This window comes from Natrinema limicola JCM 13563 (genome assembly GCF_000337475.1).
Taxonomy (GTDB): Archaea; Halobacteriota; Halobacteria; order Halobacteriales; family Natrialbaceae; genus Natrinema; species Natrinema limicola.
In genome coordinates this window covers 14540-38309 of record NZ_AOIT01000027.1, presented here as the reverse complement: position 1 = coordinate 38309, position 23770 = coordinate 14540, and the positions used below count along the sequence as shown (strand labels likewise).

The following is a 23770-nucleotide window of genomic DNA, read 5'->3' as shown; positions in this document are numbered from 1 at the left end:
AGCGTTATAGCGGTAGTCACGTATTACTCTATGAGCAATGGACGAGTCCCCCTCGTTCGCCGAATCGTTCGACGATCCTCGGATCACCGCCCAGTTCTGCCGCCGACTTCCCGACACGACCGGCGATCTCGTGTTGATCGGCGTCGTCCACGACCATCCCGCCAGCGTCGCCCGCGTCGAACGCGTCTTGGAACACGTCGAGCCGGCGACGCTTGCACTCGAGTTACCGCCCGTTGCGATGCCGCTGTACCGCGTCTACGGCCGCAACGGTGACGCCGACGATCCGACGCCGCCGCGGTTCGGCGGCGAGATGAGCGCAGCGATCCGCGCTGCCCCCGACGCCGAGGCCGTCGGCATCGACGCCCCGAACTGGTCGTTCCTCCGCCGGCTCGTCACGCGACTGGTCGCCGACCGTGTCTCGCCCGCGACGGCGCGACGTGTCCTCTCGAGTGTCGGCAACGCGACCCGTGATGCACTCACCTATCGGATCGCCGCGACGCTGACCCACGCGACGTCGATGACCGTCATTCCCGGCGACACGGTCGAATACGATGTCGATCACGAGGATTCGCCGGATCGACAGGCCGCCCACGAGCGCGCCCATGTCGCCAGCATTCAGGCGCTGCTTGGCAGCGTCGACACCGACGGTACCACTCTAGCGTACCGAGACGAAACGCGCGAGCGCTGTATGATCGAGCGACTCGCAGAGATCCGCTCGGAACCGGGGACGGCCGTCGCCGTCGTCGGCGTCGATCACCTCGATCGGCTTGCGACGGCGCTGGCAGAATAAAAAACCGGTTCGATCGGCAGCCGCGTTACTGCCGTTCACCGGCGCAAGCCCGACGCACAGTTCCAGCAGTACGTAAACGTCTGATCGGCCTCGTTGGGTGCGCCACAGTGGGGACAGCAGATCGTCTCCCCGTCGAACTCGCGATCAGCGTCGTGATCCCAGTCAGCATCGTGTCCCTCGTCCGTGGCACGCGGATAGCGATCAGGACCGGGCGACGATCGAAGACTCGCGTGGTTGGGATCGGCAAACGACGGCGTTCGCTCGTTCTCGCCGTCGCTGCGCCGGACGTACAGGTAGTACAGTAACAGGTGGAGCAGGGCAAACAGCGCGACATAGCCGATGAGCCAGCCCCAGAGTGCCATCAGTGTGCGATACGGTCTCGAGGCACTTGGATATTCCCCGCTGTCGGGGCTGACGAGAGTCAGGTCGACGAGAACTACTGGGGCGGCTGTAAGTCACGGCCGAACTCGTCGAAGACCTCGAGGTCGTCGGGCAGGTCGTACTCGAGGTGGCGTTCGTCCTGCCGGTTGACGCCGGCCTCGTCGATCGGGGTCGCGACGTCTTCCCAGCCGGGTTTGATCTTGACGCTTTTGGCGGGCATCCCGATGGCGATGTGGTGGGCGGGAACGTCGTTCTGGACGATGCCGCGTGCGCCGACGACGGCGTTCTCGCCGACCTTACAGCCGGCGCGGACCATCGCGTCGTAGGTGAGTCGGACGTCGTCCTCGACGATCGTGTGGTAGTTACGTACCTCTGTCTGGTCAACGACGTCGTGGTCGTGGCTGTAGATGTGGACACCGTCGGAGATCGAGACGCGATCGCCGATCGTCAGCTTTCCCCGGTCGTCCAAGTGGACGTCGTCGTGAACGACGACGTTGTCCCCGATCGTGATGTTGTGGCCGTAAGTGAACGTAATGCCCTTGAAAAAGCGGCAGTTGTCGCCACAGTCCTCGAAGAGGTGATCGGCGAGCATCCGCCGGAACCGAAGCGCGAACTCGACGTTGTCCGCGATCGGCAGGCTGTCGAACTGCCGCCAGAGCCACTGGAGGTGCTTGGAGCGGCGGAACGCCGCCTCGTCTTTCTCGGCGTAGTATTCGCTCTCTAAGGTCGTATTACAGGGATCGTAGCTTTGCAGGCGGATGCGTTCGGCTGGCGGCACCGACTCGCCGCGCTGCCAGCGTTCGTAGGCCTCGCGGTCGCCCGAGAGGTCGATCAGAACGTCCTCGACGACCGAGCAGGTGTCCTCGTCGCTCGAGAGCCGTCGGTCGACCTCATCGATAAACTCGCGCATCCCCGTTTCTGCCTCCTCGGGGAGCGACACGTACCGCTTTGTCATACCCCGACGTATTGCCCGCCGAGTTCATAGGGGTTCGGTTGTGCGTCCGTGGTTGCCGGACCAACTAACGTGCGTGTTACTGGGTTGTTCTGATAAGTTCTTACTCCTGACCGGACTGCCACCCAGCAAAGAGCAACGCGGGCAATGCAAGCGTGCCGACGACCAGCAACGTCCCGACGAGCACTGCGCCAACCGAAAGTCGGTCTCTCGGAATCTCGAGTCGGCTCACAGCGAGGAGGGCAAGCGACAGGCTGCCAAGGAGGACGGCGAGCAGGACCCATCTGGGATCGCGCGAGTCGCGGCGAGAACTGGACATACGAATACGTCTCAACCGACACCCAAGAGCGATTCGCCTCACAGGACTGACGGCCAAACCGGTTCGACACGAAATTCGAGCGTTCCGGTCACCCTAAGTTCTCCCGCTCCAAAGAGATGAGTATGCAACACAGCGAACTCGGCGAGTCCGGAGTCGAGGTCAGCGAAGTCGGCTTCGGCGCATGGACCGTCGGTACCGACTGGTGGGGCGACCGCTCCGAAGACGACGCCATCGAAATGCTCCAGTACGCGGTCGAGCAGGGGATCACCTACTTCGATACGGGCGACGTCTACGGCCACGGCCACAGCGAGGAACTGGTCGGGCAGGCACTGGCCGAGGTCCGCGACGAGGTGACCATCGCGACCAAGGTCGGCTATGACTTCTACAACAACCCACAGGCCGGCCACGGCGAACTCCCCAAGGAGATGAACCCCGAGTATCTCCGGGAGGCCGTCGAGAAGAGCTTAGATCGCCTCGAGATGGACTCCGTCGACGTGCTCCAACTGCACAACGCCGACGTCGACGAGATCACGCCCGACGTCCTCGAGTTGCTCGACGAACTCGAAGAAGAGGGCAAGATCGACGCCACCGGCCTCGCACTGGGCCCCTCGATCGGCTGGCTCGCCGAGGGCGACCTCGCCATCGAAGAGGAGTTCGACTCCGTGCAACTCGTCTGGAACGTCTTAGAACAGGAGGTCGGCAACCACTTCCTCGAGACGATCGAGCGGACCGGCTCGTCGACCAGCCTGATCCCCCGCGTGCCACACTCCTCGGGCATCCTCAACGAACAGGTCACGCCCGAGACCGAACTCGAGGAGGGCGACCACCGCGGCTTCCGCCCCGACGAGTGGTACGAGACCGGCTGGGAGAAACTCGAGCAACTGCGCTTCTTAGAGCGTGACGGCGAGCGCACGATGGGACAGGCGTCGATCGCGTGGCTACTCTCCCACGACCCCGTCGCGACCGTCACCCCGACGTTCCGCACGAAAGCGGACATCGACGAGTGGGCAGCCGCAAGCGACGTGCCAAAGCTCTCCGACGAAGAGATGGATCGCGTCGCAGACCTCTACGCGAACGACTTCGGCATCGACCGCGACGACGGCATGGACGCGCTACGCTCGTCGGTCGACGGCGAAGACATCGAGTCCGCCGGACTGGACAAACTCGCGGCTGACTGATCGAGCCACTGCGACAGACTCGAGCGGTCACGCCCGTGGACGTCGCTATTCGTTGGGAGACGACGACTCCGTGAGTCGGAACTCGAACTCGAGTTTACCGTCCGTCCGCACGTCGACGCCACCGAGTTGCGCCGAGAGCTGATCCCGCGCTCGAGCGCTCGGCTCGATGGTGACGGAGACGCTGTTGCTGTTGGCGTTGTACGAGATGTTCCCCACCGTCACGTCGAACTCGAAAAAGTCCGGAACGTCCTCCCGAAGCTGTGTTCTGACGTCGTCGATATCCGACCGCACGTCGGCCATTTCCTCGTTGAGCGAACCCATAGATACTGGTATGCGATACCACCCCGTAACGATTTACCCTGTTCGGTCGGCCTCGTAACGGGTCCTGTAACTCAGCCGGTGCGTTCAGGTCGGCATTCGAAGCGCATACAGGATCGCGAGCAATCCACAGAGCTGGCTACACTGGCTGCGGACAGCGGCGAGCGTCAGGATCGATGACTTATATATGCCCCTCCATATCTGGGCCCCCCGTCTAACCCGAACGGTCCCGTCTCTCTAGACGTGCCAGCACACTCAGACCCATGACAGCATACGAGTTTACCTGTCCGGACTGCCAGCGGTCGATCACGGTTACAGACCCGATGCGAGCGGCGACGCTGGCCAACGGCTGTCCGGTCTGCGGACGATCGGTGACGGAAGGCAACTTCGCACTCTAAGGGCTCGAGCGGCGAGCCACAGGATCGACGCGGTATCGACGGCTCGAACGGTCCCCGTTTCACACACTGCCGAACAGGACGACGTAAAGCCCGTCGCATGTATGCGGCCGTCACCTGCGGGGACGGCCACAAATTCGCGACCGGCTTCGTATTGACTTCTGTCCAGTGGTATCAGGGACGGCTTGCAGACCAGAGAGGGTCCTCCCCCCTCCATTCCGTTCCGATATTACAGGTTTTAACGAGAGAACATCGTGGGAGCTGGTAGGTCGACCGCATCCCGACCCGACGAGATCTCAACTGTATCAGACTGAGCGGTGCCGCCCTACGAGAGCGCGCGCTCGACGGCTTCCGCGACATCCATGGCTTTTGCAGCCAGTTCGTCCGACACCAGCCCGGCATCGACAGCGTCCTCGAGTTCGTCGGCGTCGACGATCTCGACCGTTCCATCAGGCTGGCGGATCACGTCGACGTAGAGGTCGACATACCGCACGTAGTCGGGGAAGAGTTCGACCGGCGTACAGACGTTGACGTAGGTCCCCTTCGACGTGCCGTCGGCAGCCTTGTAGGTCGTCGGATACCACCACCGGCCCTCGCGGAACTTCGTCACGGCCACGTCGCCGTCGTCTTTGGGAGTGCCGAGCGCGTCGTAGCTGCCGCCCCCGCGCATCGAGCGCTCGAGCGTGAGCTTGCCCTCGGGGTCCCAGTCGGTGACCTCGCCGCGACCGAGCGAGATGCGTCGACCGTCGGGTTTGCCGTGGCCGATCTCGAGACGATCGCCGGTCGTGGGGCCGAACTGACGCGTGACGGCTGCAAACGGGAAGTCATCGCCAGCCGCGGCATCGTCGGCCGATCCACAGACTGCCTCCGCGAAGTCGACCGCCGCGCTCGCGGCGCGATCGGCTGCCTTCGTCCGGTGGTGGCCCGGCATCGTCGTCTCCACGTGCCGGCGGACTCCATCGAGCGCGAATCGGGACTGGCGGCCGAACCAGCCCCACGCGGTTCGCTGGGGAGCGGCGAGCAGCGCCGGTTCGCCCGGTTCGTCGGGTGCATCGGCGAGTTCGTCCTCGAACAGGCGCGCGCGATTCGCCGCGTCCTCGAGGGCCGTGCCCATCGCTTCGAGGTCCGCATCAGCCGCGGCGTGTTGCCAGCGGATTCCCCAGCCGTCAGGCACGTCGACCGAGAGGAGGTCGGTCATGCCGACGAGTTCGTCCGCGCGCTCACCGCGCATCGCCGCCGAGACGCCGCTCCGGTCCCGCGAAAGGGTACAGAGCCCGCCCTGCACCTCGAGGGTCGGCCGCACGAGTGGTCGGTCGTCGTCCCATGGCGGTGTGGGCTCGGTGACCTGCACCCGGTAGCGATTGCCGGCCTCGACGTAGCCATCGACGTCGTCGTAGCTGAGATAGCCCCGCCGGCCGTCGCCAAGGGCAACGACGGCACCGCTGCCGCCGTCGGCATCAAGTACTTCGGCATCGAAGACCGCGCCACGAGCGACAGCGTCGTCCCAGCGGAAGGTATCGATCGCAAGCCCCTCGAGTTCGGCCATGGCCATCTCGACCGCGTTGGGATCGCCCGACACCTCGACGCCCTGCCGGTCGCGGGTGGTCTCGATCGAGACGTCGGCCGGCACGGTGTCGAACGACTGGTCGAACCGCTCCCGAATCGGGTCGGAGGCCTGAACGACTTCGAAATCGGCCTCGCTCAATAGCTGGGTAACCGCCGTCGTGTAGATGCCGCGAACGCGGGCCGTCGTCATCGGTTCCCCTCCGTCGTCCGTCGTGGATCGCTCGAGCGCGATCCGTCGGTGGCCGCGAACACGGCGATCACCGCAGCGTCTCGCGGTCGGGCGCGAACCGCACCCGATCGTCAATCGTCGGCCCGAGCGTCAGTTCGACGGAGCCGTCGTCCAGCAGTCGGCCGTCCTCGATGGAGACGCCCCACGTGTCGAACCGGAGCCAGCCGCGCATCTCGTCGGCGTGGGTCGTGATGTCGGCATACTCGACGGTGTGCTCGGGATAGTCGACAGTCGAGTGGGCCATCTCCATATCGGAATAGACGGTGTCGTGTTCGTCGAAGAAGTCCTCGAGCGCCGCTGCGTCCTCGGCGACGGCTTCGACGACGGCCTCCGAGGCGGCCCGGAGGTCGTCGGTCTCGAGGCCGACGTCGCGAAGCGCCTGCTGAGTTCGCTGGTCGAAATGCATAGCCGCCGGTTGGGCCGGGAGACCTTTGATCATTCCGAGTTCGTGCCGGTCGCTGCGTTGAGTAGACACGCGTCTGCCGGAATTTTCAGCCCGGCTGTCGTTCCGTTCACGAGTACTGTAGGCGAAACGTTTGATACCGGGAACTGCCAACAATGCGCATGAGTGGCAAACTCTACAGAACGGATCTCGACGATGAACTGGCAACCGGTATCGTCAGCGCCGCACGGACTAGTCTCGGTGACACGCTTCGGAGCGTGCTCTACTTCACGCCGTCGGCGTTCGACATCCTGTATCTCCGGCAGGACCTTTACGGTTCAACGGCCGACGCCCGTGATGCCAAAGCGCAACTGGTCGAGTTCGAACAGGCCGGGTTCTCCGAGGTCCCTGTCCGGACGGCGGTCGCCCGCAGAGAACGTAACTCGGACATCGGCGACTACGAGTTTACCGTCCGGTTTCACGAGAACGGGTTCGTCGTCCGAGTGCTCCAGCGCGACATCGGCGTCCTGCTGACGATCGGCAGTATGGACGTCAACGCGTTCGAAGACGCTGCCATCGCGATCCAGCGACTTCTCCGCGGCGAGTGAACCGCCTCGAGGTCACGCCCCGAGGCACTCGGCCTGCCCCGCCTGTAGACCGCTGACTCGAGCAGCGTCACGACGAGCCATACGTGAGAGACTGGCGATGCAACGCTCGCGCCGCCGAGTGCCGAACCTATACCGGGCCAGCGCGCCAACGAACAGCCATGCAGCGCAGGCACGACCCGGTCGAGCGAGCCGAGGAGCGACGTGGTGACGGAACCGTCGATCTCTACGACATCTCGACGTGGGAGCCCCGATCAGTCGTCGATCTGCTCGCGTACACGCTCTACAGTACGGTTAGCTACGGGCTCCGTGCGCTCGTCTTGCTGGCTGCCATCGCGATCACTGTCTCGTTGCTCGTCTCGCCGGCCGCGATCGTCCTCGAGGACCCGTTCGTCGCGGTCTTCCTTGCGCTTTCTGTCGTCCCCGCGGGGTTACTCGCGACCTATATCTGGTATGCAGACATCACGACGAGCGAGCCGCTCGGGTTGCTCGTGGCGACTTTTCTGCTCGCGGTCCTCTTCGCGACGTTTGCAGCGCTTATCAATTCGCTCAGTCAGGCAGTTCTCGGCTTCGGTAGCGGCGTGTTCTTTTTTTACCTGATCGTCGGCCCCGTCGAGGAGACGGTCAAACTCCTCGCAGTCTACGTGTTTGCCTATCGAAGCAGCAGCTTCACTGCCGTCATCGATGGGGCTGTCTACGGGGCCGTCGCTGGACTTGGCTTTGCGGCCATCGAAAACGCCGTCTACATCAGCCGCGTCATCGGCGAAGCAAGTCCCGAAGTAAACCTCTTCGTTACCGCCAGCGGGATCGCGACGGTCCGCGCGCTGGCCGGTCCCGGTCACGTCATCTATTCGGCGATCGCAGGCTACTACCTCGGCTTAGCGAAGTTCAACCAAGAGTACGCCGGCCCGATCGTCCTCAAAGGGTTGCTCATTGCCGCGTTCGTCCACGGCACGTACAACGTCACGGTCGGCATCGTTCCACAACTCCTCGCCGACGCCCTGCCCGTCGGCTACGGCGTCGCGTTCGTGGGGTATGTAATCGGCTACGACCTCACGATCGGCTACTACCTCTATCGGAAACTCGCCCGCTACCGGGACGCGTATCTGACGCTCAGTGACGACGACGTCGAGACGCCACGTCCGGAATTGACCGAATTCGAGCCACCACAACGCTGATCACGCAGTCGAGCGTCGCACTCGCGACTCAGTCGTCTTCAAATCGTGCTTCGAGCAACCGTTCGACGTACTTCGCCAAGACATCGACCTCGAGGTGAACCGGATCGCCGGGTGCCTTCTCGGAGAGCGTGGTCATGTCGTAAGTCGTCGGGATGATCGCGACGGTCACCCGACCGTTCGCTGCGTCGAGCTCAGCGACGGTCAGGCTAATGCCGTCGAGCGTGATCGAGCCCTTCTCGACGACGTAGCGGTCGTACCCCTCCGGAAGGTCAAATTCGAAGAACCAGTCCTCTTCGACCGACTCGACGTTCGTCACGGTCGCGACCGCGTCGACGTGGCCCTGGACGACGTGGCCGTCGAACCGGCCGTCGGCCGGCATCGCCCGCTCGAGGTTGACCGGGTCGCCGACCTCGAGCTCGCCCAGATAGGTCCGCTCGACGGTTTCGGTCGCCAGGAAAACCTCGAACCACGCGCCCTCGTCGTATCGCTCGACGGTGAGACACGCGCCACTGACACTGATACTCTGGCCGTGCTCGAGGTCCGTCGCGACCTCGTCGGCCCCGATCCGCAGTCGAAGGCCGTCGTCGGTCCGCTCTCGGGCGACGATCTCGCCGGTCTCCTCGACGATCCCCGTAAACATATCTACAAGTGACGGGCGATGGGGGAAAGCCGTTCCGGGTCCGGCCCACAGCGGAGCCACATCCGAGTGCTCACGGTCGGGACGTCAGGATGATGGCGCGGCCGACTCGTCACCGACGGCGGTGCGGACGCCGGAGAACTCGAACCGCGCGCCGCCAGCCGCGCTTTCGGTGACGTCGATATCCCACTCGTGAGCCTGTGCGATCTCACGGACGATATTCAGGCCAAGCCCGGTTCCGTCGGGGTTCGTGGTCCAGCCGGGCTCGAGGACGCGATCGCGCTCGTCGGGTGGAATCCCCGGCCCGTCGTCGGCGATATAAAATCCGTCCTCGACGAGTCCGACAGTCACGGTGACGCCCTCGCCACCGTGCTCGATGGCGTCCTGCCGAGCGTTCGAGGCGGGGCTCGTCGAGCCGTGCTCGACGGCGTCCTGCCGAGCGTTCGAGGTAGGGCTCGTCGAGCCGTGCTCCACAGCGTTTCGAAACAGGTTCTCGAATAGGTTCCGGATGCGGCTCGCGTCGGCGAACAACTGGCCATCGGCTTCGATCTCGAGCGAGGCATCGGCAGTCGCGACGGTGTCCCAACAGGACGTGACGACGTCACCGAACGCGAGCGCGTCGGTCGACTCGAGGTCGTACCCACACCGAACCATCGTCAACACGTCGTCGATGATCCCCGCCATCCGATCGAGGACGTCGTCGAGGTCGTCCAAGTGATCGAGGTTGGATTCGGTTTGTGCGGTCGCAAGGAGACCCTGAGCGACGTTCAAGGGATTGCGCAGGTCGTGTGCGACGACGCTCGCGAACTCGTCTAGACGATCGTTCTGGCGCTCGAGGTCCCGTTCGTACGCGAGTCGATTGAGCGCGATTTCGGCGTTCAGCGACAACACGAACGCGAGGTCCTCGTCCGATTGGTCGAACGCGCCGGTCTCGGGATCGACGATACTGATCACACCGTGGTCTCCGAGCGGGAGATACATCGCGGCGTGTGCCTCGCCGCGATCGTGGTCGTCCTCGAGCGATCGAACGTCATCGTACCGGATCGGCTCACCGCTTCGGTAGGCGTGGCTGACCGGAGAGTCACCGTCGACCGGATACGCCGGTCGTTCACCTAGCTCCGTTTCCGCTTGCTCGGTTACGGCGACCGCCCGCAGAGACGTTTCGTCGACGAGTCGAACGACGTTGTGCTCGTAGCCGAGGATCGCACTCGCAGCGTCGGCGACGAGCTGTGCGATCTCTTCGCTGTCGTCGGCCTCCATCAGCCAGCGCGTCGCCGTGTGAAGCGCCTGCAGCTGTCGCTCGTACTCCTTTCGGGCCGTCACATCCCGGAAGACCCCTGCAATCAGCTGTCGATTCTGAAGTTCAAAGACGTGAGCGTTGATCTCGACCGGCACTCGGCCGCCGGCTTTGGTTTCGACGTAGATGTCGGAGCCGTCCGGAAACTGCGTGAAGATCGACTGGCCGGACCCAACGTGGTTTTCGAAGAGTTCACGGTAGGCCGCTTCTTCGTCCGATGGGTGGACGACCGTCTGGGGCTCACCGATGAGTTCGGTCGGTTCGTATCCCGAGAGGTCGGCTGCCTGCTGGTTCGCTTCGATGATCTCGCCCGTCTCCGCGTCCGCAACGAGGACCGCGTCCGGCACTGCCTCGAGGATCGTCAGGTACTTTGTCCGAAGCGCCTCATGCTCGCTGATGTCCCGGACGACAGCCATGAACCGGCGTTGTCCGTCGGTCTCGATCGGACTCAGGCTGACGTCGACCGGGAATGTCGAGCCGTCCTTTCGTCGGCCCGAGAGTTCGAGATTGACACCCATCGGACGGGCCTCCGGAGTGGCGATATACGCATCTCGTCGGGCGATGTGCTCGTCCCGGACGGACTCCGGAACGAGGATTTCGATCGGCTCACCGAGGAGGTCGGCTGGCTCGTATCCGAACAGATCGGTCACGCGCGCGTTCGCGTAGGTGATCCGACCATCGTGATCGACGAGGAGGATGGCATCTGGAGAGGCTTCACAGATCGCTTCGTATCGCTGTCTCGATTGGCGTAGCATGACGTGCGCTCTCGGGCTCGAGGCCGATACTCGTACCCGGAGCGCCATCTATTTCAAAGTTTTAATGAATAGTCAATTCCGCATACCGAAATCAAATCCGTTTACCCGGATGTCGACAGCGCCACCGTGAACGATCGGAGCCACTGTCGTCGCGTTTTTACGCCGCAGGCGCGATATACCGCCAATGGCCGGCATCATCGACACGATCAAACTCGCAGGTACGCTCGTCCTCGCGCTTCCGGCTGCGATCGCCGGGCTCGAGCTCGTGTTGATTCGCGGACAGACGACGATCGGCGTCGCCCTCGTCGGACTCGCGATCGGACTCGTCGTCATCCAACACTGGCTGACGCTTCCGACGGACATCCCCGAACTGTTCGCAAAACGGCTCGTGGGAGTCGTCACAAAGGAGCCAGAGCCCGACGCCGAAGACGAGCGATAACGCGGCAGTACGAACCGAACTACGATTGCTCGAGCAGCGCCGCTGGCGACAGCGAGTGTGCGGGTGCAGCGAGTCGCTCGGGTCGCTCGCCCTCGTCGGTGACGACTACCACGTCGGCGATCCGAAGTCGACTCGTTTCGTCGACGCGGGCGGCCACATCGAGTCGGACGACGGCCCCGGGTTCGATCTCGTTGCTGCCGTCACTCGGCCCTTCACAGGGCTCGAGGCCGACGCCGGAGACGGTGGCCTCGATGTCGTCGCTGTCGTCGAAGCCGAACGAGCGAACTTCTGCCTCGAGATCGGCCGCGACGGTCCGCACGGACGCCGAGCCGGCCGTCAGAAGCGATCGCGCGGAGCGAAACGACTGGGTGACGGCGACGTGGACGCGCCGTTCCTGGCCGCCGTCGCTGTCGACGACGAGCGTCCGGACGAGCCCCCCGTAGTAGCCGGCCGGACCGCAGGGCGCAGCTGCGAGTACGATCGGCTCGTCGGGCCGGAGCGCTGTGCCATCGGCGTCGGTATCTAGGTGTGAGACAGTCTCTGGATTGACGGCAGTGTTGCCGGCCGGGAACGCACCCGCGCCGACGATCGCCTCGTCGATGGCGATTCGCAGGCGGGCGGGCGTCAACGGGATGGTGTCGCCGTTCCCATCCGCAACCGCGAGCCGACCGTCGACGACCGTCGCGTCGGCCAGCATCGCTGCAGCGTTCTGGATCCCAGCGCTCGCTGCGCGTTGTGCGAGCGCGATCCGATCGCGCTCGCCGGCGGTTTTCGTCGCCCGTGCCCGTGCGATGGCATCCGTCGAGGCCACCTCGAAGCCCGCGTTCTCGAGGTAGAGCGCCGCATCGTGTGGAACGTGTGGCGGGGTCAGGATCGTCCCCTCGCAACCGCGACCCGTAAGCGTCGCCGCGAGGTCGGCAGCAGGATGGCCGTCGCTTACGTCGGGCGAGTGGACGAGCCACTCGTCGGCAGTGCCGTCGTACGCGACGGCAGTACGCCCGTGTGGAAGTGACTCGCAGCTGTAACGGATCGCCGGATCGTGTTCCAGGCCGGCGTGGACGAACGCGGTCGCATCTCGCTTCTCGAGTGTCGCAGCCAGCACGCTGGCCGCGTGGTCACGCCGCTCACGGGCGAGCGCCGACGGAACGCTGGCTCGCTGGCCGTACTCGAGAGTGGGTTCGTCTGCGCCGGTCACGGCGCTTCGGCTTCGATCTCGTCTGCGTCCCCGTCGTCGACTGGCTGCTGGGCCTCCTCGACGAGTTCCTCGAGGGTCAGCTCTGTCAGTTCGTTTTTCAACAGGACGTCGACCGGCAGCGTGGGTGCGCCGTCGACTAAGTTCTCGAGGAGGACGAGCCGCTCGCGGGCGCGAGACATGCCGACGTAGAAGACACGCCGTTCGTTGTCCGTCAAGACGGGCACTGGCGAGGTCGTCTTGGTGAACTCCTCACAGTGGGGGACGTCAGTCGGATCGTCGACGGTGGCGACCATCTGCTCGACGACTTTTTCGGTGAGGTCGGTGCCGACGAAGACGTGGTCGGCCTCGCGACCCTTCGCGGAGTGGATCGTCCCGAGGCGGACGCGGTCGGTGTCCATCCCCTGGTACTCGCCGATCGCGAAATAGGCCCGAACGCTCTTTTTCTGGAAGTTCGTCACTTTTCGGAGCATATCCGAGGCAGAGGCCGGGCCGGGCATGAACGGCACGTGGTCGGTGATGACCTCGGCCGGAATCATGAGCTCCGCGAGATCGTCGATGCCGGCGTCTTCCTGGCGTTCGTCGATCTCGTCGAAGAGGTCGTCACGGTCGTTGGTGCCGAACGCCGATTCCTGAAGCATATCGGCGAGTCGGCGGGCCTGCAGGCCGGTGACGTCCTCGCCGGCGTCGATCGCTTCGACCGCGCGGACGTACTGCGTGAGCCGGTCGGTCCACATCCGCTGGTCGGTCAGCGAAGTAAAGGGCACGCCTTCGGTGATGAACTCATCGATGAACTGGAACATCTGGTAGCGGGCCCGGAACAACACCATGATGGTGCCGTCGCCCTCGACGAGCGTCCGCCGAACCATCCGGACCACGTCGAGCATCGACGCGTTCGTGCGTGCCTCGACAGCCCCGCCCTCTTTGCGGGGTTTGAGGTCTTTGTCCTGTCGCTGGTCGATATGGCGGATCTCCTTGTTGACCGCATTGAGGACGTTCGATGGCAGCCGGTAGGAATTGGGGAGGATGATGTCTTCATCGACGTCTTCCTCGAGCAAGAGCGCGGGATCGGCCCCCTGCCAGGAGTAGACGACCTGGTCGTCGTCGCCGGCGATCAGGACCTGCTCCATGTGCGGTTTCCACTCCTCGTAAACGTCGTACTGCAGGGTCGTGATGTCCTGGAACTCGTCGATCACGAGGTAATCGACGTTGGGCAGCAGCGAGCGCTGTTCGACGCGCTCGAGCATATCGGCGAAGCCGATCTTGCCCTGCTCGCCCTTGTAGGAGCGCCAGGCGCGGATCGCTTCGGGGACGTCGATCCGGTCGTCGTCGCTGGGCCAGGTCGGGGTGTATTTGTTGCCCTCCTGGGCATTGGGGTCGATCTCGGGTGGAAGTCGGACTTCCTCTTCGTCCCACTGGAACGGGACGTCGTACCAGTCGGAGACGTCGCGGCTGGTTCGCTGGAGCCACTGACTGGTCGCGATGACTTTGTTGCCGATCGTCGTCGACCGAGCGGTTCGGCGGCCAGCACCCGAGTACTCGTCTTCGTACTCGATGCCGTACTCGTCGCAGAAGTCCTCTTTGTCGGATTCGCCGATTACGTCGCTTCGAGAGAGATCAAGGAGCTCGTAGGCCTTCGCGTGCATCGTACAGACGTTGCCCTGCAGCGCACGCGGGCTCTCGTCGAGCCGTTCGGCGAGTCGTTCTCGAACCTCTTGCGCTGCCGCTCGCGTGTACGAGACAACGAGAATGTCTCGGAAGGTGACGCCGTCCTGCTCGAGAATGTCCTCGACGTGGTCGAGAAGCGCTGTCGTCTTCCCGCTTCCCGGACCACCGAACAGGCGGGTAACCGTCGTGTCCGTCGTAGCCATTGTAGCTGTACAAGAGCGCGACACGCATAAGTGACGTGGGTTTTCGTCGACAGAAACGAGTGCTCACGGATCGCGCGCAGAGCGGGCCTCGCGGACGTCAGCACCGTCGCGGATTTTATCCTGACAGTCTGGACATACGCGTGGCTCGTCGACGCCGCGTGGGGTGAATACTCGTGCGTATCGTTTGGTAACGAACGCGCCACAGTTCTGGCATTCCGGCATAGTAAGTTCAATTGACAGTAACGAATAGTGACCTATAATTATATTGTATGTAACATGATAAACGACGGCGAGCGCGCTAGTTCCACTGATACGGGCTGCTGTCCCGATGTACCGGTGGGCCCGCAGTGCGGGTTACGGTCCCCCGACACTGACTGACAGGAGTCCGTATGAGTGCGACGGCTGGGACGGATCACGACAGCAGTGTGTGCCGTGTCCCCGGCGAAAAAGACGGCTTACGACGCTGGTTCCCAGCCACAGACGGTACAGGCGCTGGCGGACGGATCGTGAAGACCGCCACACTCCGGACACTGCTTTTTGTTATACTCTTGTTCCCACCCTACTGGTTCGACCGAGTGACCGCGATCGGCGAGGAATTGATCGATGACGTCGTCACCGGCATCATTGGGTGAGGTTGCCATAGGTGTGTGAACGTACACCACAGTAATAAATCGTTGGGTCGGTGAAGATACTGCCCCCTCCACAAGCCCACGCTGGCGAAACGACAAAACCGATCCACCACGTGCCAAGCGAGCCAAACGACCCGCGTCCTTTTCTCGGTCTCGTCCGAATACTACGGTATGAGCGATCTCCGCCTCGATGCCACCCAACTCGATCGCTACTCGAGACACGTCATCATGGACGAAATCGGTCCTGACGGTCAACAGCGGCTGCTCGAGGGATCAGTCCTGATCGTCGGCGCTGGCGGGCTCGGCTCGCCAGCAATTCAGTATCTGGCAGCAGCCGGCGTCGGTCGGCTGGGGATCGTCGACGACGACGTCGTCGAACGCTCGAACTTACAACGCCAGATCGTCCACGGGGACGACGACGTCGGCCGACCGAAAGTCGAAAGCGCGGCCGATTACGTCGCGGCGCTGAATCCGGATATCGACGTCGAGACACACGAAACCCGCATCACCGCGGCGAACGTCGACGAACTGGTCGCCGACTACGACGTCGTCCTCGATGCCAGCGACAACTTCGCCACCCGGTACCTGCTCAACGACCACTGTGTGCTCACCGAGACACCGCTGTTCCACGGCGCGATCTACCGGTTCGAGGGCCAGCTCACGTCGTTTACCAACGATCGCGGTGGGGACGACGACCCACCGTGTTACCGGTGTATCTTCCCCGAAGCCCCCGAACCCGGGACCGTCCCCGACTGTGCGACCACGGGTGTCCTCGGCGTCCTCCCGGGCACCGTCGGCTGCATCCAAGCCACCGAGGTCGTCAAATACCTCATCGGGAAAGGCGACCTGCTCGAGGGCCGCCTGCTGATGTACGATGCGATGGGCATGACCTTCGAGGAAGTTCCGGTCCAGTCGAACCCGGCGTGTCCGGTCTGTGGGGACGACCCCGAGATCGAGTCCGTCGAGGACGTCGCCTACGAGGGAACCTGCGAGATTTCGGCGGACTGACTGGCGAGCCGTGTCTCGAGTTTTACCCACCCAGGAGTGCGATTTCGGGAGTGAGGGAGCCGCGAACCAGACGGTAAATGCGGGTACGGCATAACGGACGAGTACCGATCAGCCCACGGAAACACGATCGATACTCCTGATCGAACCTAGGTCGGCTCGATGATATTCGATACGAGAAGATAGCCACCATATACGACGACATAAGCAGGGATTCCGACCAGAAACAGGACAATAGGTGCGATCACCAGTCCGGTGGGACTGGACCCGATTCCATCGAGGATCAATGCGAGTTCGAACGCGATAACCGATAATAAAAAGGTAATCGTGACAAGTATCCACTCGGCTGTTTTCATGTACTATATTTATATTTATATGCGTTACTATATTTCTTATTTACATCTGTTCGATCACCATAGTCGGTTACAGCTACTCGAGCTCGCCCGTCCGACCTTCCTGTCTTTCTCGGACACGGCACTCGGCAGTACGGACAGGACAGGAAGGGTACGTATGCTCACCGCGAGCGAACGAGCCGACAAACGTTCGGCTCGCACCGAGCGACTCGTCGCAATCAGTCCGCGCTCTCGCTCGGTTGCGGTCGGTTTTCGGAGACGGAACGGCGGGCCACGAAGACGAGCGCCATCACCGTCAGCAGCGCCGCGACCACCAACAGTCCCGTTCCCGCGGAGAGTCCGACGAGGGCTGCGACGTCGGCGTAGAACGTAAAGAGGAGAAACGCCGGGAAGAGGGTCCCGATCGCGTACCGCCACGGGACCACCAGTTGGCGTGAGAGCGGTCCCGCACCTTCGAGGTACTCCTCGACCGCGGCCGGGCCGAGGACCCAGGCCGTATAGACCATGAACCCGGTCAGGCCGAGCACTAGGAGGAGATCGACGAGGTGGTCCGCGAACAGCGTAAACACCGCGGGGCTGAACGCGTTCACGCCGCCGGTGAGTGCGACCAGCGCGAACAGCCCCCGGGTCGCCGTCGACCGCTCGAGATCGAACTCGTCGACCAGGAACGAGACCGGAATCTCGAGCATGCTGATGAGACTCGTCAGGGCTGCGAGGAGAACGACGAGGAAAAAGACCGCGCCGAGCAGTCGCCCGCCGGGCAGGCTTGCGAACGCGCCGGCGATCCCGATGAACAGGGCGCCGGGGCCGCCCTCGGTCGGTCCCGGCGCGAACGAGAACAGCAATGGAAACACCACGAGTCCGGCCAGGATGCCGATACCGAGATTGAGCACGGCGATGGCCGAGGCGTCGAGGGGCAACGAGCGATTGTCGTCGACGTAGGAGGCGTAGGTGATCATCGTCCCGCTGCCGATCGAGAGGGTGAACAGCGCCTGGCCGGCGGCCGATCCCAGTACCGGGAGGAAGTTCTCCGCGAGGTAGGCGCCGTCGAACTCGAGGTAGAACTCGTATCCCTGCGCGGCGCCGGGTTGTCGGGCCGCCCAGATCGCAAGTCCGACGAGCAACACGACGATGCCGGGCATCATCACCTTCGTCGTCGTCTCGATGCCGCGTCTGATCCCCGCAGCGACGATCAGGGACGTGGCCGCGAGGACGGCAAGTTGGTAGCCGAACGCTTCGGCACCGTAGCTGATCGCCGCGAAGTGGGTTTCGGGAGCCGCGAAATAGGCACCCGTCGCGCTCTCGAGGAAGTACCGAAGGATCCACCCGCCGACGACGCTGTAGAACGACATCAGCATGATCGAGGTGACGACACAAAGCGCGCCCAACGCCGTCCAGAAACGCGATCCGGCGAGCGATTTGAACGCCCCCACTGGGTTCCGATTCGACCGTCGACCGATCACGAACGCGGCCAGCAGCCCCGGCACCCCGACGACGAGGACGATGAGCAGATACAACAGTAGAAAGGCGCTCCCGCCGTTCTCCGCGGTCATCCAGGGGAATCGCCAGATGTTCCCCAGGCCGATCGCGCTTCCGACCGCGGCCAGGATGAATCCGGCGCGACTCGCCCAACTCTCACGTACCATCCTGTCTCAGGGAATCGACTCGGCGCGCATAAGGATTGTCAATCGGTGGGTCAACTCATTCGCAGTGACACGGAATTCGGGACTCCGAACGGACGCATAACCCGGAAGTTCGCAGGCACCGTTGCCGAATCGCGTGGTCCCGTTTCAGCTGCCGGTTCGAATAGTATATATTCCGACAATTGGTATCAGCGTAGCGGAGACGGGCCGACGCGCGAGCGCATGAGAGCCGGCAACTCGAGCGCGCCGGCGACGGCGAGACAGGAGACGAACGCGGTCGTTCCGAGTTTGCCGCCCGCACCGGCGAGAGCAGGCGCGACGACGACGTAGACAAGCCCACAGACGAGGCCGGCCCCCGCGACTTGACCGAGGGTCTCGAGCCGGTCGGCACTCGACATCCCGACGAACGAGGCACAGAAGGCGACGGCAGCCAGCGTTGGCCCCACTGTGGGGAGGAAGACGGGGAACGCGAGACCAGCAGCCAACCCGACCGTTGCGGACGCGATAACCGCGCTCGCGCCGGCGTGCGTGCGTAACACGACAGTTGCGACCGCTGCGACGACGGCGACTGCGACGATCGCAGGTACAACGTCCCAGACGAGTGTACTGCCAGCGGCGTAGTCGGCACCGAGCAGGGAACCGGTCGTGAGACAGCCAAAGAGTGCGAGCGTGCCGTATTTGCCACCGAAACCGCCGAAGACGCCCGCCGTCGCGACGAACGCGAGCCCGGCAACCGTCCCCGCGAGTGCGACTCCCTCGAGCGACGGCAGGACGGCCGGAGAGACCATCCCGACGAACGACCCGCAGTAGGCCGCGCCGTCGACTCGCGGGAGTCCGATGCCGACGGCCAGTCCGACGAGCGCAGAGGCACGAATCGGTCCGAGGCCGGCGTGAACGCTCAGCCCGTACGTCAGGACTGCCGCCGTGGCAACTGCGAGCGCATCGACGGTATCCGTTCGATCGAGACCGATCGCGTCGGCGCTCGAGAGGCGCTGGCGCTCCGTTTCGGCGACGACAGTGCCTGCGAGCGCGACCCCGAACGGAACGCTCAGGAGTCCGATCGAGAGATCGGGCGGCGCGCGAACGGCACCAAGGAGTAACGCGGCGGGCGTAACGAGCAACGCGACGTAGCCGACGAATCGAACCGGACCGTACACACACCGATCTTCGCTCGAGGGGACGGGAGTGGGTTACGGTTCGACACGCGAGTCCTGGCGGTCGGCGTGGCGAACGGACATCGGTATTTAGCTCCGAAGCAGGCCGCCGTCGATCGGAACCTCGGCTCCGTTGACGAAACTCGCGCGGGGACTCGAGAGGAAGGCGACGACGTCGCCGAGCTCGCGGGGCTCGCCGATGCGGTCCATCGGGATGTCGCCGGCCATCGCCGTCAGTCCCTCCTCGTAGTCGCTGTAGGTCCCTCGTTCGACCCTGGCATCGATAAGTTCCTCGATGCGAGCCGTTTCGATTGTCCCCGGCAACACCGCGTTTGCGCGGATCTCGGGGGCGAACTCCCGAGAAATCGTCTTGACGAGGCCGATCACGCCGCGGCGTACCGAGTTCGAGAGCAGGAGGCCGTCGGCGACCTCCCGGACGGTTCTGGAAGTGATACAGGTGATCGTCCCGTGGTCGGACTCGAGCAGGTGCTCGTAGCTCTCCTCGATCGTCCAGACGACGCTCATCACCAGCAGGTCGTAAGCCTGGTACCAGTCCTGCTCGTCGGTCTCGAGGAAGGTCGTACTCGGCGGCCCACCCGAGGACGTGACGAGATGGTCGAGGCCACCGAAGGCGTCGACCGTCTCGCGGACGAGGTGGGAGACATCGTCCGGGTCAGTCAGGTCGGCCTGTACCGCAAGCACGTCGCCCGAGGCCGTCGCGACGAGGTCGTCGCGCGCGTCCGCGAGTCGCGCCGCGTCGCGGCCACAGATTGCGACGTTCGCGCCTTCTTCGGCGAGTGCCTGTGCGCTCGCAAAACCCAGGCCGCTCGAGGCAGCGGTCACCAACGCCGAAGTGCCGTCGAGTTCGAGATCCATGCCTGACTCGACGACAGGCGCGTACAAATCTCTCGGGGAGCCGGCAGGTGGGCTCGCCGTAGCCGTCGAGAATCGCGACACTATCGGTCGACGAAAACGGACTGGATAGCACCGATGTCATGACCGCTGCTGTTCGTTGCGGGACTGTTCGAAACCGCATGGGCGATCGGTCTCGACGACTCCGATGGCCTCTCGAAACCGATGCCGACAGCTGGAACAGCGATCGCCTCGTTCTGAGTAGCTGGTTGCTCGCGCACGCGGTTCAGAACTTGCCGATCGGCACCGCGTACGCTGTCTGGACGGGATCGGCGGGGTCGGGACGGCAACGCTCGAAATCGGGCTGTCCGACGAATCAGCAACGGCCGCCCGGGTCGCGTTTGTTTGCTGTATCGTCGTCGGGGTCGTGGGCCTCAACGTCATCTCGAGCGGGCACTGACTGACAGGGGTCCGTCTCAGTCCTGGTGGCGGACCCGAACCATTCCCTCCGACGTGACGCCGACGATCAACGGCGTCGATACCTGTCGGCCGGTAACCGCGGTGCCGGCAGCGTCGCTGACGACCTTCATCAGATCCGGTGCGGTGTAATCGACCTTGACGCCGGCCTCATCGCAGGCGTCGTAGACCAGTTCGGGCACGTCATAGAGGTCGGTGCCGGCAGGAACGCGAACCCGAACCGGCGCACGAAGCGCCTCCGCAAACGCGACCGTCTCACGGGCTTTCGCGACGTTCTCGCGGGCGCTTGACTCGATCGATGAGACGTTCGCTCGAGAGGTGCCCAGCGCCTCGGCGATGTCGGCCTGCGAGACGTCGCGTTCGCGTAACGCGAGCACCTGTGCCTGCCGGTAGGTCAACACGCTGGTCTCGGGATCGAACCCGATTTCCTCGAGGAGGTCCGCAACCTCGTCGATCACGGCGACCCGCCTCCGCCGACGTTACAGGCTCGCGTGGCCATAGTACCCTCTAGCTGTCGGTGGGATCAAAGCTTCCACGGTCCCGGCACTGGACGACTGCGATGGTGGGACGAACGTCGGACGACGGTGTGTGGAGAACGAACCCAGTCACCGTTATACTGCTGGACAGAACGACGTGAAGCCGGCCGCACGTATGCGGCCGTCACCTATGGGGACGGCCGCGAATTCGCGACCGGTTTCGTATNGTGAAGCCGGCCGCACGTATGCGGCCGTCACCTATGGGGACGGCCGCGAATTCGCGACCGGTTTCGTATTGACTTCTGTCCAGTAGTATTAGTCGGCGGAGCGACCGGAGACGGGCTGGTCGTGTTCGGTCGACGACCCGATCAGAGACTGGGATGCGCGCCGGACCAGCGAGCGGCCAAACCGGACGACGTTCGCAGGCCCGTCGTGTGGGCCTGGCGAGCGATAGGAGACGATCAGCGACCACATCGTCGCGACGCCAAGCGACCCCAGTGCCGAAAACGACATCCCCATCGTCGCGTACGTTCCCGCATAAATCGCGCCGATCGTCATCGACGGCACGCTCGAGCCAAGCGGCACGTTCGCCGTCGTATCACGCACTGTCGGGGCGAGAAAGGCGATCGACAGAACGCTCCCAGCCAGGAAGACGAGATCTTGCCACATCATACACATTCCTAACTCAGTGGCGAGTAAATACTTCTCGGTGTCAGACGAGATCGAAGCACCGATCGATCGCTACGGGCACCCGGAGACGCGACGTGTGGCCGTGTTTGAGCACTGACACCGGCTCATACGATCTGTTATAACGGTTCTCGTGCAACCGCAGAACAGGTCGTGGTTGCACCAGAAATGGGTAACAGGAGTTCGCATCAATACGCGAGCGGCCAGCGCTCCCCCTCGAGCTCGGTGAGCGCGTCAGCGACACCATCAGCGAGCCGATACTCGGTTCCCTCTCTGACGACGGTCCCCTCGCGCGCTAAGTGCTCGAGGTGCGCGTAAGCCTCGCCGGGTCCGTGGAGGATGTGAATGTCCTCGAGTTCTCCGAATAGGTCGGCGCTGACGGTCCAGGTATCACAGGAGCCGCGTCGGTCCAGCGCGTTGAGAACCCGCCAGGAACGCTCTTCGTGGTGCTCGATGATGTACTGAGCACGACCAGCCGGGTCATCGATCGGCGTCCGATGCCCCGGCCACGCGCGGTCGTAGTCGGCGTCGACGATTCCCTGTAGCGCGCGGAGATACTTCTCGAGCGGTCGGTCGACGCGGATGTCTGCACCGCCGACGTTGGGCGTATAGACTGGCAACAGTGCATCGCCGGCAAAGACCTGGCGCTCGCCGTCGATGGCTGCCTCGAACATACAGAGCCCAGCGGCATGGCCGGAGGTGTGAACGACCTCGAGGTCGCTGTCGGTGACCGAGAACGTCTCGCCGTCCTCGAACGTGGTGACCGTCGGTGTCTCGACAGTCGTCTCGCCGTCGGTCAACCGCTCACGAAGGGCTGCCTGTTTGTCTTCGGGCATTCCCCACTTTTCGAAGTACTGCCGGTAACGGTCGTCCATCGCGTTCCAGGCCGCTTCGTCGCCCTCGACGAGCGCCGCGTCGGCGGCGTGGACGTACACGTCAGCGCCGCTTTCGGCCTGAATCTCGCCGGCCAGTCCGCAGTGGTCGTGATGCCAGTGAGTCAGAAGGATCCGGTCGATATCCGCCAGCCCGAGGCCGTGCTGGGAAAGTGCTGTCTCGAGTTGTTCGCGAGTCGTCGCCATCCAATCGCCAGTATCGATCAGCGTCACCGCCGAACCATCCGCGAACAGATATGCGTTGTTATCACCTTCGAACGCAGCGTTCGACAGGGAGAGCCGTTCCATGAACACGTATCACACGCTCGTCGAGAAAACGTTACCTGAAGCGGTACGGGAAAGCCGAGACCGTGTTCGCGACCAGTCGGATTCTCGCACGCAAAGAATAGGTATTGCTATTGCAGCGACAAGGACAGTGACCGCGACGAGAGCGGCCGCCACCGTGCGGTCGGGAGGGGCAGCGATGACTACAATCGAGACGTCGATGCCGTCAGCCGTATCAGCGGTTGTCTCGTCCTGTCCGGACTCGCCACGACTCGCGTCGACTGTCCACTCGAGACGCTAGGAGCCCCAGAAGTTCTCGCGGCTACCGAGCCGCTCACGGTCGGGCGAGCGACCGTCATCGGATTCGTCATCGACGCCGTCTGCCGTTGCGGACTCGTCGTCCTCACCGTCACCGTCCTCGTCGGCCTCGTCGGCCTCCATCGGGAGGAGTTCGAGTTCCTCCGCCCGTGCGTGATTGCTGTGGACTCGCGTAATCTCGACGCGAGCGCGCGCTTCCGGCAGGACGCCGTCGACCATCACGATGAACCCGTCCTCGGTTCGGCCGACGCCGGCACCGCTTTCGTGCATGTCGACGACGTCGATGACGACCTCCTCGCCTGCCTTGACCGGCTGGGTTTTGAGATCCTCGATCGGCTGGTTGTAGTGGTTACACCACTCCTTGCCACCCCGGTCGCCGTAGTGTTGGCATCCCATACCCGAGATCCGTTCGGAGAACTCCGGGCAGTCGTCGGCGAGTGGACAGTCTGCCATGCACAGTACTACTGGCGGCGGTGTTAAACCGTTTCCGTCTTCGAGACGGGGACGGAAGATGAACAAAACGCTGGTAGCAAAC

27 protein-coding genes and 1 pseudogene are annotated in these 23770 nt (G+C 63.7%); 8 read left to right on the top strand and 20 right to left on the bottom strand.

Annotated elements, in window-relative coordinates:
* Positions 1-37: 37 nt before the first annotated feature.
* The gene (locus C476_RS05830) at positions 38-790 is read left to right on the top strand and encodes a TraB/GumN family protein (RefSeq protein WP_008010817.1); all 753 of its coding nucleotides are present in this window, start codon (positions 38-40) and stop codon (positions 788-790) included.
* A gap of 35 nt (positions 791-825) precedes the next feature.
* On the opposite strand, the gene C476_RS05825 is transcribed toward C476_RS05830, so the two are convergent.
* From C476_RS05825 to C476_RS05815, 3 genes are all read right to left on the bottom strand, one after another.
* Positions 826-1152, bottom strand: coding sequence for a DUF7577 domain-containing protein (locus C476_RS05825; protein ID WP_008010816.1), 327 nt, complete (start codon positions 1150-1152; stop codon positions 826-828).
* 74 nt (positions 1153-1226) lie between these two features.
* Entirely contained in the window at positions 1227-2126 is a 900-nt protein-coding gene (locus C476_RS05820; RefSeq protein ID WP_008010815.1) for an acyltransferase, read from the bottom strand.
* Positions 2127-2226: 100 nt separating this feature from the next.
* The gene (locus C476_RS05815; RefSeq protein WP_008010814.1) at positions 2227-2442 is read right to left on the bottom strand and encodes a hypothetical protein; all 216 of its coding nucleotides are present in this window, start codon (positions 2440-2442) and stop codon (positions 2227-2229) included.
* Positions 2443-2564: 122 nt separating this feature from the next.
* Between C476_RS05815 and C476_RS05810 the strand changes: the two genes are divergently transcribed.
* Complete coding sequence (locus tag C476_RS05810) at positions 2565-3620, top strand: aldo/keto reductase (RefSeq protein WP_008010813.1); 1056 nt, start codon at positions 2565-2567, stop codon at positions 3618-3620.
* 45 nt (positions 3621-3665) lie between these two features.
* Here C476_RS05810 and C476_RS05805 read toward each other — a convergent pair whose 3' ends face one another.
* Positions 3666-3941, bottom strand: a complete 276-nt coding sequence (locus C476_RS05805; RefSeq protein WP_008010812.1) for a hypothetical protein — start codon at positions 3939-3941, stop codon at positions 3666-3668.
* A gap of 260 nt (positions 3942-4201) precedes the next feature.
* Here C476_RS05805 and C476_RS05800 point away from each other — a divergent pair, with 260 nt between their 5' ends.
* Positions 4202-4336 carry a DUF7560 family zinc ribbon protein gene (locus C476_RS05800; protein WP_049911620.1) on the top strand — a complete coding sequence of 45 codons (135 nt, stop codon included), beginning with the start codon at positions 4202-4204 and terminating at the stop codon, positions 4334-4336.
* A 322-nt stretch (positions 4337-4658) separates the two neighbouring features.
* Here the strand turns inward: C476_RS05800 and C476_RS05795 are convergent, their stop codons facing one another.
* Positions 4659-6089, bottom strand: a complete 1431-nt coding sequence (locus C476_RS05795; protein ID WP_008010811.1) for a DUF402 domain-containing protein — start codon at positions 6087-6089, stop codon at positions 4659-4661.
* A gap of 67 nt (positions 6090-6156) precedes the next feature.
* On the bottom strand, positions 6157-6534 hold the full coding sequence (locus tag C476_RS05790; RefSeq protein WP_008010806.1) for a DUF7532 family protein: 378 nt from the start codon (positions 6532-6534) through the stop codon (positions 6157-6159).
* A gap of 158 nt (positions 6535-6692) precedes the next feature.
* Here C476_RS05790 and C476_RS05785 point away from each other — a divergent pair, with 158 nt between their 5' ends.
* Positions 6693-7118: a DUF7522 family protein gene (locus C476_RS05785; RefSeq protein WP_008010804.1), complete on the top strand. Its 426-nt coding sequence runs from the start codon at positions 6693-6695 to the stop codon at positions 7116-7118.
* Between the two features lie 158 nt (positions 7119-7276).
* The gene (locus C476_RS05780; RefSeq protein ID WP_008010802.1) at positions 7277-8293 is read left to right on the top strand and encodes a PrsW family intramembrane metalloprotease; all 1017 of its coding nucleotides are present in this window, start codon (positions 7277-7279) and stop codon (positions 8291-8293) included.
* 28 nt (positions 8294-8321) lie between these two features.
* Here the strand turns inward: C476_RS05780 and C476_RS05775 are convergent, their stop codons facing one another.
* Positions 8322-8933, bottom strand: a complete 612-nt coding sequence (locus C476_RS05775) for a riboflavin synthase (RefSeq protein ID WP_008010800.1) — start codon at positions 8931-8933, stop codon at positions 8322-8324.
* 84 nt (positions 8934-9017) lie between these two features.
* Positions 9018-10982, bottom strand: a complete 1965-nt coding sequence (locus C476_RS05770; RefSeq protein WP_008010799.1) for a sensor histidine kinase — start codon at positions 10980-10982, stop codon at positions 9018-9020.
* A 184-nt stretch (positions 10983-11166) separates the two neighbouring features.
* On the opposite strand from C476_RS05770, the gene C476_RS05765 reads away from it, so the two are divergent.
* Positions 11167-11421, top strand: coding sequence for a DUF7533 family protein (locus tag C476_RS05765; RefSeq protein ID WP_008010797.1), 255 nt, complete (start codon positions 11167-11169; stop codon positions 11419-11421).
* 19 nt (positions 11422-11440) lie between these two features.
* Here C476_RS05765 and C476_RS05760 read toward each other — a convergent pair whose 3' ends face one another.
* The 4 genes from C476_RS05760 to C476_RS17725 form a co-directional block, all read right to left on the bottom strand.
* On the bottom strand, positions 11441-12616 hold the full coding sequence (locus C476_RS05760) for a M24 family metallopeptidase (RefSeq protein ID WP_008010793.1): 1176 nt from the start codon (positions 12614-12616) through the stop codon (positions 11441-11443).
* Positions 12613-14484 (bottom strand): UvrD-helicase domain-containing protein, encoded by a 1872-nt coding sequence (locus C476_RS05755; protein WP_008010791.1) that lies wholly within the window; start codon positions 14482-14484, stop codon positions 12613-12615. Before C476_RS05755 ends, C476_RS05760 begins: the two co-directional genes overlap by 4 nt.
* Positions 14485-14547: 63 nt before the next feature.
* Positions 14548-14706: a DUF7563 family protein gene (locus C476_RS19910; RefSeq protein ID WP_449289258.1), complete on the bottom strand. Its 159-nt coding sequence runs from the start codon at positions 14704-14706 to the stop codon at positions 14548-14550.
* A 233-nt stretch (positions 14707-14939) separates the two neighbouring features.
* Entirely contained in the window at positions 14940-15125 is a 186-nt protein-coding gene (locus C476_RS17725; RefSeq protein ID WP_083857028.1) for an HVO_0416 family zinc finger protein, read from the bottom strand.
* Positions 15126-15284: 159 nt separating this feature from the next.
* Between C476_RS17725 and ubaA the strand changes: the two genes are divergently transcribed.
* Positions 15285-16121, top strand: coding sequence for an SAMP-activating enzyme E1 (gene ubaA / locus C476_RS05745; RefSeq protein ID WP_008010788.1), 837 nt, complete (start codon positions 15285-15287; stop codon positions 16119-16121).
* 146 nt (positions 16122-16267) lie between these two features.
* Here the strand turns inward: ubaA and C476_RS05740 are convergent, their stop codons facing one another.
* From C476_RS05740 to C476_RS05725, 4 genes are all read right to left on the bottom strand, one after another.
* Positions 16268-16474, bottom strand: coding sequence for a hypothetical protein (locus tag C476_RS05740; RefSeq protein WP_008010787.1), 207 nt, complete (start codon positions 16472-16474; stop codon positions 16268-16270).
* A 215-nt stretch (positions 16475-16689) separates the two neighbouring features.
* Positions 16690-18117, bottom strand: a complete 1428-nt coding sequence (locus C476_RS05735; protein WP_008010785.1) for a sodium-dependent transporter — start codon at positions 18115-18117, stop codon at positions 16690-16692.
* Positions 18118-18302: 185 nt separating this feature from the next.
* Complete coding sequence (locus tag C476_RS05730; RefSeq protein WP_008010783.1) at positions 18303-19271, bottom strand: hypothetical protein; 969 nt, start codon at positions 19269-19271, stop codon at positions 18303-18305.
* A gap of 87 nt (positions 19272-19358) precedes the next feature.
* Positions 19359-20144, bottom strand: a complete 786-nt coding sequence (locus tag C476_RS05725; protein ID WP_008010779.1) for an SDR family oxidoreductase — start codon at positions 20142-20144, stop codon at positions 19359-19361.
* 126 nt (positions 20145-20270) lie between these two features.
* Here C476_RS05725 and C476_RS17720 point away from each other — a divergent pair.
* A pseudogene (locus tag C476_RS17720) lies at positions 20271-20580 on the top strand (DMT family transporter).
* Positions 20581-20596: 16 nt separating this feature from the next.
* Here the strand turns inward: C476_RS17720 and C476_RS05720 are convergent.
* The 4 genes from C476_RS05720 to C476_RS05705 form a co-directional block, all read right to left on the bottom strand.
* Complete coding sequence (locus C476_RS05720) at positions 20597-21055, bottom strand: Tfx family DNA-binding protein (RefSeq protein ID WP_008010776.1); 459 nt, start codon at positions 21053-21055, stop codon at positions 20597-20599.
* A 333-nt stretch (positions 21056-21388) separates the two neighbouring features.
* Entirely contained in the window at positions 21389-21745 is a 357-nt protein-coding gene (locus C476_RS05715) for a hypothetical protein (RefSeq protein WP_394295555.1), read from the bottom strand.
* 203 nt (positions 21746-21948) lie between these two features.
* Positions 21949-22941, bottom strand: a complete 993-nt coding sequence (locus tag C476_RS05710; RefSeq protein ID WP_008010773.1) for an MBL fold metallo-hydrolase — start codon at positions 22939-22941, stop codon at positions 21949-21951.
* A 273-nt stretch (positions 22942-23214) separates the two neighbouring features.
* Entirely contained in the window at positions 23215-23688 is a 474-nt protein-coding gene (locus C476_RS05705; RefSeq protein ID WP_008010772.1) for a TRAM domain-containing protein, read from the bottom strand.
* Positions 23689-23770 lie beyond the last annotated feature (82 nt).

Coding starts and splice junctions, on each gene's coding strand:
- C476_RS05830 (WP_008010817.1), top strand. CDS start 38: ATGGACGAGTCCCCCTCGTTCGCCGAATCGTTCGACGATCCTCGGATC.
- C476_RS05825 (WP_008010816.1), bottom strand. CDS start 1,152: ATGGCACTCTGGGGCTGGCTCATCGGCTATGTCGCGCTGTTTGCCCTG.
- C476_RS05820 (WP_008010815.1), bottom strand. CDS start 2,126: ATGACAAAGCGGTACGTGTCGCTCCCCGAGGAGGCAGAAACGGGGATG.
- C476_RS05815 (WP_008010814.1), bottom strand. CDS start 2,442: ATGTCCAGTTCTCGCCGCGACTCGCGCGATCCCAGATGGGTCCTGCTC.
- C476_RS05810 (WP_008010813.1), top strand. CDS start 2,565: ATGCAACACAGCGAACTCGGCGAGTCCGGAGTCGAGGTCAGCGAAGTC.
- C476_RS05805 (WP_008010812.1), bottom strand. CDS start 3,941: ATGGGTTCGCTCAACGAGGAAATGGCCGACGTGCGGTCGGATATCGAC.
- C476_RS05800 (WP_049911620.1), top strand. CDS start 4,202: ATGACAGCATACGAGTTTACCTGTCCGGACTGCCAGCGGTCGATCACG.
- C476_RS05795 (WP_008010811.1), bottom strand. CDS start 6,089: ATGACGACGGCCCGCGTTCGCGGCATCTACACGACGGCGGTTACCCAG.
- C476_RS05790 (WP_008010806.1), bottom strand. CDS start 6,534: ATGCATTTCGACCAGCGAACTCAGCAGGCGCTTCGCGACGTCGGCCTC.
- C476_RS05785 (WP_008010804.1), top strand. CDS start 6,693: ATGAGTGGCAAACTCTACAGAACGGATCTCGACGATGAACTGGCAACC.
- C476_RS05780 (WP_008010802.1), top strand. CDS start 7,277: ATGCAGCGCAGGCACGACCCGGTCGAGCGAGCCGAGGAGCGACGTGGT.
- C476_RS05775 (WP_008010800.1), bottom strand. CDS start 8,933: ATGTTTACGGGGATCGTCGAGGAGACCGGCGAGATCGTCGCCCGAGAG.
- C476_RS05770 (WP_008010799.1), bottom strand. CDS start 10,982: ATGCTACGCCAATCGAGACAGCGATACGAAGCGATCTGTGAAGCCTCT.
- C476_RS05765 (WP_008010797.1), top strand. CDS start 11,167: ATGGCCGGCATCATCGACACGATCAAACTCGCAGGTACGCTCGTCCTC.
- C476_RS05755 (WP_008010791.1), bottom strand. CDS start 14,484: ATGGCTACGACGGACACGACGGTTACCCGCCTGTTCGGTGGTCCGGGA.
- C476_RS19910 (WP_449289258.1), bottom strand. CDS start 14,706: ATGCCGGAATGCCAGAACTGTGGCGCGTTCGTTACCAAACGATACGCA.
- C476_RS17725 (WP_083857028.1), bottom strand. CDS start 15,125: ATGGCAACCTCACCCAATGATGCCGGTGACGACGTCATCGATCAATTC.
- ubaA (WP_008010788.1), top strand. CDS start 15,285: ATGAGCGATCTCCGCCTCGATGCCACCCAACTCGATCGCTACTCGAGA.
- C476_RS05740 (WP_008010787.1), bottom strand. CDS start 16,474: ATGAAAACAGCCGAGTGGATACTTGTCACGATTACCTTTTTATTATCG.
- C476_RS05735 (WP_008010785.1), bottom strand. CDS start 18,117: ATGGTACGTGAGAGTTGGGCGAGTCGCGCCGGATTCATCCTGGCCGCG.
- C476_RS05725 (WP_008010779.1), bottom strand. CDS start 20,144: ATGGATCTCGAACTCGACGGCACTTCGGCGTTGGTGACCGCTGCCTCG.
- C476_RS05715 (WP_394295555.1), bottom strand. CDS start 21,745: ATGATGTGGCAAGATCTCGTCTTCCTGGCTGGGAGCGTTCTGTCGATC.
- C476_RS05710 (WP_008010773.1), bottom strand. CDS start 22,941: ATGGAACGGCTCTCCCTGTCGAACGCTGCGTTCGAAGGTGATAACAAC.
- C476_RS05705 (WP_008010772.1), bottom strand. CDS start 23,688: ATGGCAGACTGTCCACTCGCCGACGACTGCCCGGAGTTCTCCGAACGG.